This is a genomic window from Maribellus sediminis (assembly GCF_011799805.1).
Classification (GTDB): domain Bacteria; phylum Bacteroidota; class Bacteroidia; order Bacteroidales; family Prolixibacteraceae; genus Draconibacterium; species Draconibacterium sediminis_A.
The window spans coordinates 1,030,931-1,048,633 of the sequence record NZ_WXUB01000001.1; the positions used below are offsets into that span (position 1 = coordinate 1,030,931).

At 39.2% G+C, this 17,703-nt stretch carries 14 protein-coding genes; 6 read left to right on the plus strand and 8 right to left on the minus strand.

What is annotated here, in order from left to right; all coding sequences use genetic code 11:
* Nucleotides 1-46: 46 nt before the first annotated feature.
* The 4 genes from HFD85_RS04005 to HFD85_RS04020 all read right to left on the minus strand — a co-directional run bounded on the left by HFD85_RS04005 (nt 47) and on the right by HFD85_RS04020 (nt 3,995).
* Nucleotides 47-1,168 (minus strand): helix-turn-helix domain-containing protein, encoded by a 1,122-nt coding sequence (locus tag HFD85_RS04005; RefSeq protein ID WP_167605310.1) that lies wholly within the window; start codon nt 1,166-1,168, stop codon nt 47-49.
* A gap of 174 nt (nt 1,169-1,342) precedes the next feature.
* Nucleotides 1,343-2,485 carry a helix-turn-helix domain-containing protein gene (locus HFD85_RS04010; RefSeq protein WP_167605311.1) on the minus strand — a complete coding sequence of 381 codons (1,143 nt, stop codon included), beginning with the start codon at nt 2,483-2,485 and terminating at the stop codon, nt 1,343-1,345.
* A 120-nt stretch (nt 2,486-2,605) separates the two neighbouring features.
* The gene (locus tag HFD85_RS04015) at nt 2,606-3,328 is read right to left on the minus strand and encodes a CPBP family intramembrane glutamic endopeptidase (RefSeq protein ID WP_167605312.1); all 723 of its coding nucleotides are present in this window, start codon (nt 3,326-3,328) and stop codon (nt 2,606-2,608) included.
* Nucleotides 3,315-3,995 carry a hypothetical protein gene (locus HFD85_RS04020; RefSeq protein ID WP_167605313.1) on the minus strand — a complete coding sequence of 227 codons (681 nt, stop codon included), beginning with the start codon at nt 3,993-3,995 and terminating at the stop codon, nt 3,315-3,317. Before HFD85_RS04020 ends, HFD85_RS04015 begins: the two co-directional genes overlap by 14 nt.
* 770 nt (nt 3,996-4,765) lie before the next feature.
* On the opposite strand from HFD85_RS04020, the gene HFD85_RS04025 reads away from it, so the two are divergent.
* Both HFD85_RS04025 and HFD85_RS04030 read left to right on the plus strand, forming a co-directional pair.
* On the plus strand, nt 4,766-5,278 hold the full coding sequence (locus HFD85_RS04025) for a hypothetical protein (RefSeq protein ID WP_167605314.1): 513 nt from the start codon (nt 4,766-4,768) through the stop codon (nt 5,276-5,278).
* A gap of 110 nt (nt 5,279-5,388) precedes the next feature.
* A complete protein-coding gene (locus tag HFD85_RS04030) occupies nt 5,389-6,141 on the plus strand; it encodes a hypothetical protein (protein ID WP_167605315.1) in 753 nt (250 codons plus the stop codon).
* A gap of 33 nt (nt 6,142-6,174) precedes the next feature.
* Here HFD85_RS04030 and HFD85_RS04035 read toward each other — a convergent pair whose 3' ends face one another.
* The gene (locus tag HFD85_RS04035; protein ID WP_206081851.1) at nt 6,175-6,795 is read right to left on the minus strand and encodes a YqaA family protein; all 621 of its coding nucleotides are present in this window, start codon (nt 6,793-6,795) and stop codon (nt 6,175-6,177) included.
* A 374-nt stretch (nt 6,796-7,169) separates the two neighbouring features.
* Between HFD85_RS04035 and HFD85_RS04040 the strand changes: the two genes are divergently transcribed.
* Nucleotides 7,170-8,819 carry a hypothetical protein gene (locus HFD85_RS04040; RefSeq protein ID WP_167605316.1) on the plus strand — a complete coding sequence of 550 codons (1,650 nt, stop codon included), beginning with the start codon at nt 7,170-7,172 and terminating at the stop codon, nt 8,817-8,819.
* A 58-nt stretch (nt 8,820-8,877) separates the two neighbouring features.
* Here the strand turns inward: HFD85_RS04040 and HFD85_RS04045 are convergent, their stop codons facing one another.
* Nucleotides 8,878-9,156 carry a YdhR family protein gene (locus HFD85_RS04045; protein ID WP_167605317.1) on the minus strand — a complete coding sequence of 93 codons (279 nt, stop codon included), beginning with the start codon at nt 9,154-9,156 and terminating at the stop codon, nt 8,878-8,880.
* Between the two features lie 247 nt (nt 9,157-9,403).
* Between HFD85_RS04045 and HFD85_RS04050 the strand changes: the two genes are divergently transcribed.
* Nucleotides 9,404-10,900, plus strand: a complete 1,497-nt coding sequence (locus HFD85_RS04050) for a hypothetical protein (RefSeq protein WP_167605318.1) — start codon at nt 9,404-9,406, stop codon at nt 10,898-10,900.
* An 87-nt stretch (nt 10,901-10,987) separates the two neighbouring features.
* Here the strand turns inward: HFD85_RS04050 and HFD85_RS04055 are convergent, their stop codons facing one another.
* Nucleotides 10,988-11,449 (minus strand): lipocalin/fatty acid-binding family protein, encoded by a 462-nt coding sequence (locus tag HFD85_RS04055; RefSeq protein WP_167605319.1) that lies wholly within the window; start codon nt 11,447-11,449, stop codon nt 10,988-10,990.
* A 278-nt stretch (nt 11,450-11,727) separates the two neighbouring features.
* Between HFD85_RS04055 and HFD85_RS04060 the strand changes: the two genes are divergently transcribed.
* On the plus strand, nt 11,728-13,032 hold the full coding sequence (locus tag HFD85_RS04060) for a glycosyltransferase (RefSeq protein ID WP_167605320.1): 1,305 nt from the start codon (nt 11,728-11,730) through the stop codon (nt 13,030-13,032).
* Here the strand turns inward: HFD85_RS04060 and HFD85_RS04065 are convergent.
* A complete protein-coding gene (locus HFD85_RS04065) occupies nt 13,029-15,188 on the minus strand; it encodes a glycoside hydrolase family 65 protein (RefSeq protein ID WP_206081852.1) in 2,160 nt (719 codons plus the stop codon). The two genes, HFD85_RS04060 and HFD85_RS04065, sit on opposite strands and share 4 nt — an antisense overlap.
* Nucleotides 15,189-15,809: 621 nt before the next feature.
* Between HFD85_RS04065 and HFD85_RS04070 the strand changes: the two genes are divergently transcribed.
* Complete coding sequence (locus tag HFD85_RS04070; protein ID WP_167605321.1) at nt 15,810-17,648, plus strand: helix-turn-helix domain-containing protein; 1,839 nt, start codon at nt 15,810-15,812, stop codon at nt 17,646-17,648.
* The last annotated feature ends 55 nt before the right edge of the window (nt 17,649-17,703 follow it).

The window sequence follows — 17,703 nt, forward strand, 5'->3', positions numbered from 1 at the left end:
TGGCTGATTTTTGCTAAAATGTAATTTTTAAACTGAAAAATGTGATTCAGGACTTTAATCCTGAAATGTATTGCGAAGGAGTGACTGATTTGTGTTTCCTGAAAACATTGTTAAACGACGATTTTGAATTAAACCCCGAATCGAGCGCATGTGCCAGCAGACTAAAATTTTTATTGGATTGAACCCGCTGAATAAATTCTTCAACACGATACTTATTTACAAAATCGTGAAAGTTTACCTGCTCGTATTGGTTAATGATTTGCGATAGATGATTCGAAGACAATGATAAAGTGTTCGCCAGTTCGCTTAAAGTTAGTTTGGGATTTAAATAGGGTTTTTCTTTTTGCATTAATTCCAGCAATTCACTGTGTTTCTGGATAGCTAATTCCTGTTTTAATCCCGATCTTTTGTATTCGCTTTCAGTCCTCAGCAAGTCAATTTCATTTTTCACAGTATTGGAAAAAAGGTCCTGTTGCCGTATTCCCGAATATCCGATAAATACCACAAATGCCACAATAATTGAATAGAATAAAATGTCGGCGTTAAACGGAAACTGAAGGCCCAGCATTTCGCGCATGATGGTAACTGCAGCGGCCGTTATAAACACAGAGCCAATTCCAAGAATCGCAAAACGCAGCCAATTCATATCGATGCGGTTACTGTACGAGTAATTATCCTCAACAATTTTATGTCTTTTCAGCAACATTCTGTAGGCTAAAATTGCATAGGCGATTCCTGATATAATGAAGGATAGAAGAAGAATTGTTGAAAAAAGGCCGTAATCGTCAATCAGGCCTTTGTCAACCTGAACTTTTTCGTCGGCGGTGTATGTAAAATAGAAGGGCATCATTAGCAGGTAAGAAACCAGTGCCGGGGCAAAATGGATATAATCTCTTTTTTGTATGTGTTTTTTACTCTTTAACGAATACCGAACATAGAGGTACAAAAAAGGGCCGTATAAAAGCGGGAAAGGCGCGGTAATTCCAATCAGGTGAGGATATAAATCCCAGTATCCCTTATAATTTAGAAAATACCCGGTAAGATGAATTCCGATAACGACCAGCCACAACGATAGTATGTTGTCGGTAAGCACTTTGTCTCTTTTCGAAAACAAAAGAATCCCTAAAAAGAAAGAAAGTATTATGCCGATATTTAATACAATTTCCATGTCTTGCCAGATTAAAACTTACAGCTAGCTTGTATTCGAAAAATGTTATACCGCTCGTTTGAAATATAAGGATAATAAATTTACAAATTTTGTGCTGGCTAATTTTTTTGATTTGATAGCAAATGCATCAGGTCTCTTAAGAATAAAGTAATTTGAAATCATTTGAACTGCTTTTTATGCCACAGACAGTGATTTTTGTTTGCGGTATTCAGTGGGTGTAAATCCCGTGTGTTTCTTAAACGCTGTATTAAACGATGATTTTGAGTTAAATCCCACTTCGTATAAAATCTCCAAAACAGTGTATTCTTTTCTGTCGGGAGAAGTAAGTAATTCCATTGCTTTTTCAATTCGGTATTCATTTACAAAATCGAAAAAGTGTTTGTTAAGGTGGTGATTGATCAATATCGAGAGTTCGCGACTGGGAATATGGCATTCTTTGGCAAGCGTATGAAGTGTTAAGGCGGGATCCAAAAATGGCTCATCACTTGCCATAACTTTTTGAACCTGTTCAATTTGGGCCTTTATTTCCGGTTCAAAATCCAATTCGTTCTGGAACCGTGAATTTTTTACCAGTTTTTTTACCGGTGGCTGGGCGTTTACTTCATCGATAAACAACTCGGGAGAACGAAGGCCGCTGAATATCAGCCAGCAAAATAGAAACAGAACAGTGCTGATTACAACATAAGAGAAAAAGGACAAGCTCTGTATTTGCAGTACAAACTTGGTAAGAATATTTATGAACGATAAAAGAAATAAAATACCAACTCCAACTATCAGGTTTCTGAGATAGGCGTATCGCGTTGTGTTTGTATTTGAATAATTCTCGAAGAATATTTGTTTGTGCTTTCGTAACTCGCGAAACGATAAGAACAGGTAAGTATACATTTGAATATAAAGAATGGAATAAAAAATTAACCCCACTTTATATTCAATCTCTTCAGGTATGTCGCCCTTTTGAACTTCGGTAATAATTAAAATAATAATAACGATATTGGTAATTACAAATACCGTTAGATGCATCAAATCCTTCGCCTTGAATTTACTGTCTGGAAACAGGAAAGTCTTGATATGAAAGTAGAGAGCAGGTGCTGCCAGATAAATGGAGGTTTGTATAAATACGGTAATATTTTCGGAAAAAGGATTTAATATAAACTTGGCAAAATAGTCGAGCACATTTAAAGCCAGAAGAGCAATAAACAGGGCAATAAAATAATTACTCGATTTTTGTCCGTCTTTTTTAATAACGAGGTAAATGGCAAATAAAAAGGCCTGAAATCCGGCCAGTAACTCAATGGCATGTAAAAGTGTTATTTCCATTTATTTGTCAATTGCTAGTCAGGTATCTACAATAATACAAATAAATGCTTTGTGGATGAAATTTGTTTAGTTAGTCCAATCTCTTCACCCTGTTAAAATGAAATAGTTTGCTCGGGTCATTTAGAGGAATGATAACAGATTTTCAAGAACCCAGTTCGTTATTACCCGTTCTTTATCCAGAAAGATCATGGTGATGCCAAACATATCGTAAATTCCATGGGTAAGGACGCCTGCCCAAAGATTCTTCGGATTTTTATACAGAATAAATCCAAAAATTAGCGCAACAAAAAAGGTGGATACAATACCGGAAATTCCCTGGTAAGTATGCGCAAAACCAAATACCACCGACGAAACGATAATGGCTGCAAACCAGGCCTTCTTTGATTCTCCAAATATTATTGCCAGCCTTTTGGTCATGTATCCCCGAAAAAGAAACTCTTCTCCAAAAGCGGCAACCACCCACATTATCAAAATAAAAATGACATAATTCGCTACGTTTCCCTTAATTCCTTCAAACGAAGAAAGATCTGTTGAACCGTAATAAAATTCGATAACTGGTTGAAACAGAAAATCATTTACAAGAATTATTAAAGCCGTGTAAAACACTGCTTTTCCCAATGTCTTAAAGAATGGATTTCGTTGAAAGCCAAAATAGCTCCATTTCCATTTTATTGCCCAAAGTGTGAAAAGCGCAATTATAAATCCTAAGATTGTTCCGTAATTGCTTGTGATTACTGATAAAGTGAAAATTACCGAGGTTGCAGTTATTACTGTAAATGGCGAAGTCATAACCGCTGCCAGCCGTTCGCGTATTGTCAAGGTATTTGTTTTATTCGTTTCCATTTTTTATTACTTTTTCTATTTCATTTACTAATTCCAGGTTGTTTTCAAGTGCCTGCTTGTATATTTTTATGTTTTGCTGATAAAAAGAAATTATCCCCAGGTACATATTGGTGAACTCCAAACTTTTGTAGCATTCATCATCGATAAATTCGCGTTTAAGAATGTGGTAATTTTTATAGATAATAGGGAAACCATAATCGTTCATATGGTTCAGGTAAAACTGTTCCACATTTTTTACTTCGTGCAAGAGGCTGTAATACGAGCTAATGGCTTCTTTAACCCGGTAATTTGCAATTAAATTCAGGTTGCCACTGTTAATAATATCGTCGTAGGTATCGTCAGCGGGGGTGAACCATTCCAAAAACAAGATCTCACCGATAATTTCATCAGCCATTTCTCGGGTGAGAGCATTATTATCGTAGTCCGTTTTCTTCAGTACTTCCAATAAACCATCCGTCTTTATCTGAGTACGTTGTATTAAAGAATCCAGATCGTCTTTATCCGATAAAAGGTTGGCATAAAAGCCGTTTAAATACTTTTGTTCAAGTTTTGAATTCGAGTTATCTTCGCGCCAGTTGTTTAACAGAAAACCTGCTGTTACCCCAATAAAAACTACCAGTAATTCAATCAGGTAATAGAACCAGTTAATTTTTTTCCTTTTCGCCATTTGCAATCTTCGTTTCAGTTTACATCAGCAAAAGTGCAGTAATGCGTTTTCTTATACGACCGAATACATAAAGTCGAACTATTTAATGAATTCCGAATAGGTTCGATTATTTTGAAAGAAACAGTTCGACTTTGTTTTAAGTGACAGATTGCTAGGTTAGTGTAGTGTTTTGTACACCGGTTTCAGCAGTTCGGAGCCGATTTACAATTAAAGTGGTGCTAATTAACAATCCGGAAATTCCGTCACAGTTTTGCGGAAAACCGGCCAATACTGCTAGATGCAGTTCAGGCCAATCAGATTTACGATGCAGTCGGAACACAGGTATTTAAATTACCAACGACACATGAAAGAATACTGGCAGAAATAATTTTATAACATGGAAAATAGTGGCTTCAAAAAATAGATGAATTTGAGTGCTACACTTTTTTTAGTTTTCGTTTTTTACTTTTTACGTTTTTCATAGTCAAACAATACATATTCGATAAGCAAATTGCTGTGAATCGACTGTAACAGGTAGATGAGCTTATTGGATTTAGATAAAAGACAGTGAAAAAGTTGATTGTTCTCTGAAGGTAAAAGTGGGAGGTGACAGTGATTTATCTGACAAAGTGTGCGACCGAACAATTTTTTAAATCACATGAATCAAACAGAGATAGATTATAAATCGACGAAAGAAGGAATATTAAACTGGTCACATATTGTTCAACCAGAGGAATATTTATTCAATTATAAATTTCAAATTAATATCAATCTAAACTAAATTGAAGAACATGAAAAAGAATCTTAAAAAAATGCAGATGAATCGCTTTAATTTTTTGCGGTTGTTGTCTTTTGTTTTTGGCTTTTTACTCATTATTCCTGTAATGGCAAATGCTCAGTCGGGTAAAGCCAATTTTTCCGGAAGTTGGACTTTAAATGAATCAAAAAGTAAAATGGGCGAAGGAGGCCGGAGATTTGGTGGTGGCGACTTTGTTGTTAAGCAAGAAGCCAATCTTCTTTCAGTTGAAAGAAGCTTTAATGATCAGAGCTTCACCAGTAAGTACACGCTTGACGGAAAAGAAAGTGTGAACTCTTTTGGAAGAGGTGAAAGCAAATCAACAGCAAAATGGTCTGCTGATGGTAAATCGCTTACTATTGTTACAAAGATGAACTTCAATGGTTCCGAAAGAACATCAACCCAGGTTTGGACATTGAGCGATTCGAAAGTACTGTCTATTGAATCAACAAGGCAAAACAGGGATGGAGATACGGTTAAAACCACGATGGTTTACGACAAGAAATAATTTTTCTCTGAATAGTAAAAGAGACCTCTAGAACAGAGGTCTTTTTTTATTCCTTTTCATAAGTAGTTTATTTATAATTTTGAAGGAAAGAATTTTCACTGATAAAGATTATGGCGAATAAGAAGCTATCCGATTCTTCATTGAACTATCCACCTTCGAGGAGTAAAAATGTATTTACCGATGCGTGGCATTTTCTTATTCATTCGCCAAAAATCAATACGCTTGTAAAAACCGATACCGAGGAAAAAAGGCAGGAATATAACCAGCGGGTTATGCAACGGGTGGGTGTTCAAATCGATAAAAACAGGGTGCTGAATATTCATCAGATTGGCGTGAATGCACCGGTGAGTTATGTTTTCAACGAGCTCCTGAACTGGAACGGCGATTCAACCTGCTGGCCAAACCATGTTGCCCGTGTGGAACGTATCAACAACCAGCTCGAGCAGATCAGAATTCTGCCTTTTGGCTGGTCGAAATATCCTTTTCGGTTTATGAAAAGTTTTTTGGGATTGCACATTATTCCATTGTTTTATCTGAAATCGATCCGTTTCAAACAAGTTCCCGATACTTTTGATTTCGATAACGCACGTTACCTGCTATATGAATGCAGCGGGGGATATCCGATCGGAATATTTGCCATGTATGTGCGCTCTTCGATTGAGGATTTGGGTGAGACGGCTTCTTCACAACTGGTCTTTGCAGTTAGTTTTAATTTTTACGGCAACGAAAAACAGCGGAGTAAGCTGGTAAATAAAACATGGGAAGCGGTGCACAACAGGGTTACTGCAAATGTGCTTAACCGCATAAAGCAGCTCAGCGAGTGGCGGGTCGAAAAAATGAAACGGCAGCTTGAATACCTGTAATTTAATTCGTAAGTGACACGGTTTTATCTCGTGTTAAAGTATCCCGAAGATAATAGATGCGTATAGAATAAAACGCATGTACCGAAAAAGCGACCATAATAAATAGCGCTTAAAATTGTACTTAATCAGACCAGATGCCAGGCTCACAATAGAGTGGGGGATTGGCGAAACCGCGCCTAAAAAAACAAAAATGCCCCCCCATTTCCGAAGGTTAATAATGTGCTTTTGTATTTTGTTTTCAATGTAATTTTTTACCGATGGAATCAATGACAAGCGGGTACCAAGGAAGTAGGCAATTATACCACCAACATAGGATAACGAAGCCAGGGTGAACAGTGCAACCCACGGAGCATCTAATTTTGAAGCCCATGCAATAAACACCTCAGGAGGTAATAAACCTAAAACGGTCTCAGAAATAAGAAATACAGTATAAATTATTTTGGGTGCATAAATGGTAACCAGATTGTTGAGAATGATATTAAAATCTAACAGGAATATTTCCAGGCTTACCAGTAACAGTACAAAAATTGCGGTAACGCTACCTCCCTTGTAGGCCGTGTTTTTCAGAAAGGAATAAAACCGGGTAATTCTGTAATACCGGTTCAGTATTGCCAGGCGTCTGGGTGAAAAACTGTAAAGCAAATTTTTTATCATCGTTCAATTTTATCGTGGCTAAAGAATGACTTTTAATAACAAGATTGGTTATTGAAATGTTGCACAGGCATGGCATTTCTTTCGAATATTTTCGGATGGCAAATATATTCAGGAAAACCTGGCTTCTGCTGGAAATGAAAAATAATTTGATCGTTGAATACGGGAATTTTCACTTCGATCTATGAAAACTGCAGCTTTATAATCATCTTTAAGCTCTAACTTAAATCCAACCATCTCATTTATTTCATTTGAAGTAAATGGAGATAAAATCTGGTACAATGAAACGAGCATGAGAAAGATTTTCACACATAGTCGAATTAATAAAATCATGCGAGTTCCATCTGTTACGATAATAGATAAACAATTTTAAACAGATGAAATACTTACTGTTATTTTTCTTTTTACTCCCGATTGTAGTCACTACACTCGGGCAGAGCGAAAAAACAAACGAAGAAATAGTACTAACCAACAAACGCGGTAAAACTACTGTCATTTCAAACGAGAATGGAGAATTACTAGTCAATGTATCGCCAAAGAATGTTCGAAAACTTAAAGCTGAGGGAGTAGTTCGATACAGCTATTTTGGTGCAAAAGGGGATGGAAAAGCAGATGATATTGACGCCATTGCTGCAACACATGCTTTTGCCAATCGGCATGGCTTGTTGGTGAAAGCAGATGAAGAAGCTACGTATTATATCGGAGGAAAGGATCGAACGGCAGTAATTCAAACCGATACCGATTTTGGAAATGCCGAATTTATTATCGATGATACTGATGTTGAAAATCGCAATTCCTTTGTTTTTCTTGTTAATTCAGGCCTGCAATCGTTTAAACCGGAAGGGATAACCAGGCTAAAGAGAAATCAGAAAAAACTAGACATTACTCTTCCCGGTGCCTGTTTGGTAACAGTGGTTAACTCTGGCATAAAACGTTATATTCGTTTTGGACCCAACCAGAATAATGGATACTCGCAGACTGATATTTTTATAGTTGACAAAAAAGGTAATGTTGACATGGATGCCCCGATTATCTGGGATTTTGATCAGATTACTAAAATTGCAGCGCTTCCAATCGACGAAAAAAAGCTGACGATCAGCGGAGGCCGTTTTACCACAATTGCCAACCGTGCAGAATCGAAATACACCTACTATAACCGAGGATTTGGTATCAAACGTTCGAACGTGATTCTGGATGGACTTGAGCACCGTATTACCGGAGAAGGAGACAACGGAGCACCTTACGGTGGCTTTCTCAATATAAGCGAATGTGCTTATGTCACGGTTCAAAACACCATCCTTACCGGACATAAAACCTATAAAACCATTGGCTCAGCCGGAGTTGCTGTACCGATGGGAACCTACGACATTTCGGTGAATCGCGCTCTGAATGTTTCATTTATAAATTGCAGCCAAACAAACGACATTAACGATAATCTTTACTGGGGAATACTGGGATCGAACTACTCCAAAAATCTGTTGTATGATCAGTGTGTTTTTTCCCGTTTCGATGCTCATATGGGAGTAGCCAATGCCACCATTCGTAACTCAACGCTCGGTCATCAGGGGATAAACGCCATTGGAAGCGGTACCTTCATTGTTGAGAATTCGACTATTCGGGGAAGGAACCTTATTAACCTGCGATCGGATTACGGCAGTACCTGGCAGGGGGAGTTCATTATTCGCGACTGCGTTTTTGTTCCTTTAAACGGCAAACAAACCACTGCCAGCCTGATTGGTGGCTCCAATTCAGGACAACATGATTTTGGGTATACCTGTTACATGCCCGAACGAATTACTATTGAAAATCTAAATATCGACGACTCGAACCATCCGGAGGACTATCCCGGGCCCGCAATTTTCGACGATTTCAATTCAAAAATGACCACGGATGCCTACGTGCAGAAATTTCCTTATGTAGTTACAAAAGAAGTTGTTCTGAATAAGGTAAGTACGTCGAGTGGAAAAACTCTGAGAATAAGTGAGAATGCTTACATGTTTCGAAATGTAGAAGTAACGACGGAGTAGCAGTTTTGTTTGGAATGCTCACCAAATCGAAAGACCGGTAGCAGTTAACCATCCCAGTTTAGCGTAGGTCAAACATGATATCTACAATTTCAACTGATGGCGGTTCTATAGCACCGTAAGCTTTTGCGATGGTGGCTGCAAGTTCCGACTGGCGAAATTCTGTAAGCGATTCACGCGAATCCCAAATATATATTCCGCCGAACTCGCCCGGATTACCCATTTTGACGTAATACTTCTGAACCAGACCAGGAATCGCCATGAATTGAGGTTCTCTTTCGTGGGCTATTTTTAGCATTTCTTCTTCACTTAGTTTTGTTTTGAGCCTGACAATCTGCATGATCGTTCCTTTTCCATTGTTGTTCATTGTAAGTACCGTTTTAGTTTGATGTTTTTAATCATTGCAACAATTATTGTTTCCTATTGGTTGATTAATTGCCCCAAACGGCTTGTCTAACGGCGATGATTCTAATTCCAATGAGCGCATTTTTCCTGGGTTTCTTAGCTCACAACTCAACAGAATCTATACATTTTGAATTTTCAATTGAATAAACTAACTTGTTGTGTTCGGACGCAAATTGTTTATTATGAAAGCTTTCCAGCGATTGTTTTGGGTTTTGTTATTGCTAAGCGGATTTGCTTCGTGTAGTGACCCGGGTGACCCTTGCGAAATCAGTAATTTGAAGGTAATAACCAAAGAATGCCTCACTGACTCAACTTATCAACTCACAATTGATTTCGATTATCAACATGCAGCAAATGACTTTTTCGATGTTTTCGTTCGTGAAAATCAACACCTTGGTTATTACAGTCTGGCTGATCTTCCGGTCACCATTGAAGATTTTAAGTTGTCGGGAAAAGATTTTGATTATCTGAAAGTTTGCATCAATGATCGTCTTGACTGTTGTGAAGAAATTGAGTTTGAAACTCCTGATTGTTCGGATAAAAAATGCAGTATAACAGACTTAGAAGTTGAACCCGGAGAATGTGACGGAAATAACACCTACAATTTGAAGCTCAATTTTGAGTACGCAAATCCCGGAAATGACTACTTCGAAGTTTATGGTCGGGATAATCAAAGGATTGGTACTTATAAATTTTCGAACTTGCCAATAAGCCTTGAGAATTTTGAAACCAGTGGGAATGAATACGATTTTATCAAGGTATGTGTGAACGACCATCCCGACTGTTGTAAGGCTATTGAATTTAAAGCTCCGGATTGTTTGTCTGAAAAATGTGAAATAGGCGCATTAAACATTGACATTGGAAATTGTACCGGAGATAACACTTACAACATTTTCCTGAACTTTGAGTACGCAAATCCCGGCAATGACTACTTCGAAGTTTATGGTCGGGAGAATCAAAGGATTGGTACTTATAAATTTTCGGACTTGCCAATAAGCCTTGAGAATTTTGAAACCAGTGGGAATGAATACGATTTTATCAAAGTATGTGTGAACGACCATCCCGACTGTTGTAAGGCTATAGAATTTAAAGCTCCGGATTGTTTGTCAGAAAAATGTGAAATAGGCGAATTAAACATTGACATAGGGAATTGTACCGGAGATAACACTTACAATCTTTTCCTGAACTTTGAATACGCAAATCCCGGCAATGACTACTTCGAAGTTTATGGTCGGGAAAATCAAAGGATTGGTACTTATAAATTTTCGGACTTGCCAATAAGCCTTGAGAATTTTGAAACCAGTGGTAATGAATACGATTTTATCAAAGTATGTGTGAACGACCATCCTGATTGCTGCAGTGTAGTTGAATTCAAAGCCCCTGAGTGTGCCAACCAAAACTGTGAGCTTACTGAACTGACAGTTTCAGTTGGTGATTGCGTAAACGACAGCACTTATCAGCTTACAATTAATTTTGATTACATCAATCCAAACAATGATTATTTTGAGGTATTTCTCCGGAATGATAAGCGTTTGGGGTACTACAAATTAACGGATCTGCCACTAACTATTTCGGAATTCAGGAAAAGTGGGAAAGAGTACGATTTCATTAAAGTTTGTATCAATGATCATCCGGATTGTTGTAAAGTGTTGGAGTTTAAATCGCCGGGATGCGAATAGAGAATTTCAGTGTAAATACTTGTAAAAAAAGAAAGTCCGGTTGATTTCTTCATCAATCGGACTTTGCAGGTACTTTATAAGTGTACCTTATTTTTTATCATAAACTTGTGTTTCTTCCATGTCGCCGTATGAAGAAGAGGCTTTCGACTTAATAACCATCGAACCGTTTTCCATGGAATATATTTCTGTAATTGTCATGGTTTCGCCCTGCATCGGAATTTTTGAAGTAACTGTTAGCGACTTTTTATCGCCCGACCAAACCGCTGTCGATTTTTTCTCGGTGTCCATAAATCCTTTATTTACACATTCTTTCCCATCCAGCGTGTATTTATCGGTAGAAGTAAATTCATTCCCCTGGAATTCTGAATGTTTTTCAACGCTCATATCATTACTTTTCTGGCTAACAACAATTGTTTTTGGTGCCATACTGAATTGTTCACCCAGCTTACTTTTCGAGGTGTTTAATTTCCAGTTACCAGATAAATCTACTTGAGCAAAAAGGGATGTGGTGAGAATTACCGCCAACACCGAAAGAAGAAATTTTTTCATAATCATTGTATTATAGTTTAAGTTTAATTGTGCTCTTTGACTGATTAATTCATTGTTGGTTTAACGGACCTTCTCATTAATGTGCTGAAAAGCAGGTTTTTGTTGAAAATTCGCAACAAGAATTTAGAACACAATTAATTTCATTGATAAGAATATTGTATGCGCCATATATCCAGATCGATAGTAATCAACTTAACATTTTAGACTAGGAAATGAAAACTTAATTTGATGTCGATGGTTATTTTCTACAGTATCCACTAAACGAAACGACCAAATTTATGCAGGTACGCGATCTTAAATGGGCCTTTTTTTCATACGGGCACAATCTGGGAGATTTTACACGGGCACTCGAAACAGCTATTGGTATGAAGCAAAGCGGAGCTCAGGTAAAGTTTTTTAATCACGGAGGAATACACAATAAACATATTGCCGAAGCGGGTATCGAAGCGGAGGACCTGCAACCTGAACTGACCTGGGAGCAACACAAGGTAATAATGGACATCAACCGTTATAAGGCTGCGGTCGGAACGCCTCTTCCGGTTACCCGGGAACAATGGATAAAGATGGCTGAAGCCGACTTAAAAGCGTTTGATGAATATCAGCCCAATGGGGTGTATGCAGGTTTAAATCTCAGTTGCATGATTTCGGTTCCTTATGCCAAACTGCCCATGGTAACTCAGGTGCCAACGGTTAATTGTCCGGCCTTCATTCATAACGAAATGTATAACATGCCCAATACCATGGAGCGGAATTTCTTCATGCGGCACGTTCTTCCCGGAATGATCAAGCGAAAGATTATGAAGAAAGTTTTGCTTGGCAATTCGGCAGGCGCTTCGCTGACAACCTTTAATGAAGCCCGTAAACATTTTGGTTTGAAACCGATCTATAATATTACCGATCTGGTGCGTGGTGACATTACGCTCTTGCCCGATCTTCCGGTTTTAAGCGGACTGGCTGAAAAGGACCTGAATAGTGGCTATTATTACACAGGCCCTATTTTTTCAGGAATTGAATTTCCGCTGGATGACCAGATCCGAAAGGTTTTTTCGCGCCCGGGATTAAAAGTATATTGTTCGTTAGGTAGTTCGGGGTATCCGGAAACATTGCGTGAGATAATAGCAGCTCTCCGGCAAAACAGTAATTTAAATATAGTTTGTGCCACCACAACAATACTCGATCCGGAAGAACTTAAACCTTTTTCCGAAAATTTTTATGCTACCCGATTTCTACCGGCTACGAAGGTGAACGCTTTGGCTGATATTGCTGTTCTGCATGGTGGTCAGGGGACCATCCAGAATGCAGTTTGGGCAGGCACTCCGGTGGTTGGCATTGGTTTTCAGGCCGAGCAACAAGCGAATATTGATGGGATAGCACGCGAAGGAATGGCCATTCGAATTCCTATTTATTCTGTAAACAGCAAACGGATACTAAAGGCTGTTAACGAAATATCGAAAGAAAAATACCGAAACAGGGCCAGGCAAATTCAGACACAGGTGAGAAGTACGAATGGCGTTCGTAAATCAGTGGAACTTATGAATCAATTGGTGTTGGGTCAGTTGCCTGAAAGTAAAAAATTCAGTTAGAAAACCGGGTCAATGTTTTCCCATTTTACCTTCCAATCTTCAGGGAAACCGGGATTTTTTGTGGTGTTGCCTTCAAAGCCGGCACACATCATAGCCACTGCGGTTAAAAGTCCTCCGTTGCCGGGCAGATAAATTCTCAGGCGTTCTCCCTGGTAGTTGTGTCCATTCGGTAAGTAGGTATTTTTTAGCACATCTTTTAAAAGCAGATCGATGGCCTGTTCAGGTTTTCCGAGCCGCGTGGCACACATGGCTGCCATTGGGTAATCCCATCCCCAGGTGCGGTCCCAGTTCCAGTGGCGCTCAATGTAATCAAAGGTTTCCGACATAATCCCGGTGTCAAGCGGAAGCGTTTGTGGTAAAATTCCAAATGTCCCAAGAACCATTGGATGATCAGAATAATAATCTTCGTTTTCATATGAATCAGGCGCACTTTCTGCTGCCAGGTACAACCCATCTTTTTGCGGAAGCAATGATAAATTATCGATCACATTCTGCCACTCCTGATTTGACGGCAGGTTTAGCCGATTTAACCAGCTTTGTGCAGTTGTCAGTCCCCAATGCCAGTAGGCAAGTTCAAAAGGTGGATTGAAAGTTTTTTCTTTTTCCAGACTTTCCTGAGCAGGAATAAGCGGCGGTCCGAGAATGAAACGTTTATTCTCTTCATCCCATCGGGCAAAGTCGGCCATAAAATCGGCAGTGGCCTGAATCAAAGGCAGGTATTTTTCAAGCGTTGCTTCTTCGGGATGACTTTGATACAACTGCTCGGCAAAATAGATAATGTGTGGCTGCTGCCAGATCAAAAATTCACCAACACTCGACGGGCTGTCGTTACCGGCGTTGTCGGTCATTTTTGGCCAGCGGGCGCCTTCGTAGCCCTGCAACGCTGCCTTATGTTTCGCTTTGTTCAGGATCTCAAAATAATAATCCAGACTTCTTTTAAGGAACTCCGGGCGATTCCAGTATGTCCAGTGCGCCGCATGCCACCAGTGCATTTCCAGATGAAATTTGCCGTACCAGCTGTTAAACGTCAATCCGGTTTCCTGCGGAGGGTAGTGGCCTGCTTCCTGTGCCCGAATTAAATATTGCGAAAGAATTACCCGGCGTTCCAGTTCAGCTGCCCGTGGATCAGTTGTTTCCGAAAAGTCAACAATACCGCCACTTTCCCAGTAATTTTTCCACGACGCTTGGGATTCAACCAGTATATTTGCAAAATCTTCGGATATAGCGAAATTGTTATCCGAATTGAATTCAAAGGAAAAGGAAAAATCACGCAGGTTCTCCGGTTTTATGACAAAATAATGAGGCTGCTTTTGCACTAATTCCGCATTCCCCGTCCAGTTTATTTTAACGAAGTATGTAGTAGAATCAATGGTGTGACGAAAAACGGCTGATTGAGCTTTTTGCTCCACAATTGCCGAAAAATGGTCATTAATATTTTGCCAGTCGGCTGCTCCATCAACATGACCACCGGTGGGATAGGGGAAACGGATCTTTATTCCATCCACTTGTTCACCTTTATTTTCTGTTTTAAAGCTAACTCCGATTAAGTCGCGTGATGGATGACAACAGGTTTCTACCCGGTAAATATCATTCTTCACTTGAAATTCACTTCTGATGGTTCCTTCCCAAAGGTTGAGTTCCTGCGAAATTGCAGAGATTTGTTCCGGTTTCACTCCGTCACGGAATTCAAACCCTATTCCGGCCAGTTGCAGCCGATGAGGATTAACCCGGAAATAATCGGACGCAGCTTTTTTTCTCCCTTCTTCCTTTGGCTGAACAGCATACGGTATTTCTCTGCCTTCTACTTTGTAATAATTGAAAGCTTCTTCGCGCAAATAACCCTCAGTATTGGGAAAACTGTGCCAACCCCATTCTGACATGGTGCCAAGACAAATCCCGTTTTCGTAAATCTCCTGAAATGTTTGTAAGCCCGTCGCATCAACGGTAAATGCAAAAGCACCGTTTCCAACTGTCAACGATGAAAGGGAATCAAAAGCATTTACCCGAACATTATGCCTGTTGACTAGTGCAAAGCGATCGATTTTAGCATTTTCATCAGAACATGAAACAACCAGAAATGAAATTAGAAAAACAAAAAACAGGTACTTCGATATAAGTAACGGGCACTTTGTAAGGTTATGAAGTTTTCGTTGCATGAAATTTAGTTGAAGTTCGCGTTGCTCAAGGTAATAAAAGCGTAGTAATTTTTCAGATTACGGCAAGATAAAATGGCGTGTTGTTGAGCTGAGTTTCTTGTTGCCTATTTTGAATAGCTGGTGATTATGCATTAATTATCACGACTGAATTACAACAACTACACCACGCAAATTCCACTGTGTTTCCTGTTTCCGGACGTTATCACCCTGTGACTGATACCTTCAGTTTTACACAAAATGCAGTTCTTAAGCAAAGCTATCAATCTAATATTTATGCAAGTGGCAAAAAAAGTTGTGACGCTTCATGCTGAAAATATTTCTGAAAATTCTATTAAGCTCCAATTAGATACGAGATTTGCAAATAAGAGACATTGTGAATGTAAAGCAATACAAACGGTTAGAAGATACTGTTTGAAAGCTCGTTTTATGAGCCAACTTCAAGGGGTTTTAAAGTTCGGTCTGGTGACTGGATAAAAGCCACCGGTTTCGTCGTGGAACCCGACAAACTAAAACCGGCAATCCAAAGTCCTTTTTCCCATTCTTTCACTATTGATCGTTTGTCAGCTAAAATTGCTATATTTAAGTAGCTGAAAACCTGATTGCTAACCACATTCTGAACTTATGTCTGAAAATTTTGAAAATAAAGTCAGGCTAATCATCCAACACAGAATACAGGAGGAAAACTTTGGAGTTTCTGAATTGGCGGCCGAATTGGGATTGAGTCGATCGCAGGCTTTGCGCAAGATTAAGGCAGCAACCGGCAAATCGATTAACCGTTTGATTCGGGATATCAGGTTGGAAGAGTCCACAAAGTTGCTGGGTGACGAGGATTTAACCGCTTCCGAAATAGCCTATCGTGTTGGTTTTAGCAGCCCTTCTTATTTCAATAAGTGTTTCCTCGATCGATATGGTGTAACTCCGGGCGAGTACAAAAAGGACTCGGAAAATAGTCATGGTACTTCAATTCAGACAAAAAGTACTAGTAAGAAGAAACCTTTGTTCATCATATTTTTTTTCTTAATAATCATAATCACCGCAATCTATTCTACAATTGGGCATAAGAAAGAAACACCTGCCAATCTTACTTCAATTGCCGTACTGCCTTTGCTCGATTTTTCAGAGTCGCACGATAAAGACTACCTGACCGATGGAATAACTGAGGCCATAACTCTGGAATTGGCACGCAACGAGTCGATCCGTGTGATCTCGCGTGGTTCGGCTATGAAATACAAGAACGAAAAGAAACTCTACTCTGAAATTGCAGAAGAACTTGGCGTCGATCTTTTACTCGAGGGTTCAGTATTATCGGGGAACAACACGCTTCGAGTGGTGGTGCAACTTATAAAACCCTACCCCGAAGAAAGACACATCTGGCAGAATAGTTACGACAGAAATCATTCTGATATTTTGGGGTTGATTCGTAATGTTTCTAACGAAATCGCCAGTGAAATTTCGGATGTGGTAGAACCTGATGCGACAAGGCAAAAGACATATAAGGTTGATCCGAAGGCTTATGACCTTTACCTGCGGGGACGTCATTTGTGGAACACTCAAAATATCAAAAAGGAAGCGTTGTTAACAGCTGTAGATTATTTGAAAGAAGCGCTAAAAATTGATCCGGAATTTGCTCAGGCTTATGTAACTCTGGCTGAAACGTATATTGCGATAAATACACTTATTGGCGACAACGAGGAGAAAATGCAGTATCGTGAAAATGCCCGTATAGCCATAGATAAAGCATTGGAACTTGACCAGTTTCTTGCAGAAGCTTATGTTACCAAAGGTAACCTGGCTGGCAAATTGGACTGGGATTGGGAAACCATGAAGCAAATGGCAAATGAGGCATTGCAGCTTGAACCAAGCAATGCAAACGCACACCTAACGCTTTCAAATTATTTTGTAGTAAAAGGCGAGTACAATAAAGCCGTAGCTGAAGCATTGAAAGCCGAAGTCCTCGATCCGCTTAATCCACAGATAGGTTGTTTGGTGGCTGAACGTTATTACATTGCCGGTGATTTTAATCGATCTATCGAAAAATATCAGGAAGTGATTGATCTGAATCCAAATTATGGTTTTGCGTACAATAATATAGGTTTTGTTTATTTCAAAATGGGAGATATTGAGAAAGCTGTTGAAGCCTGGCAATACCTGCAAACAATCAGGGGACATAAAGCACTTTATGACTGTTACGATGAACATCCTTACCAATATTGTTTAAATTTTTTCCTGGATCATGCCAAACAGAACGAACCGCGTTTTTGCAGTAATCCGGTTATTATTTCATCAGTTCAGATGCTGGTGGATGATAAGCAAGGCGCACTTCAATTTTTGGAGATTGCCCGGCAGTATAAAAACGAGGACCTGCCCGTAATGATAACTTACCCCGATTTTTATGCACTGCACCAACAAGAAGAATTTCAAAAAATAGCAGAAGAAGTGGGTGTTAAACTACCCATCTGATAAATCAATTCCTTTGTTTTTACCTGAATGCTTCAAAATTTAAAGTTGTGCTTCA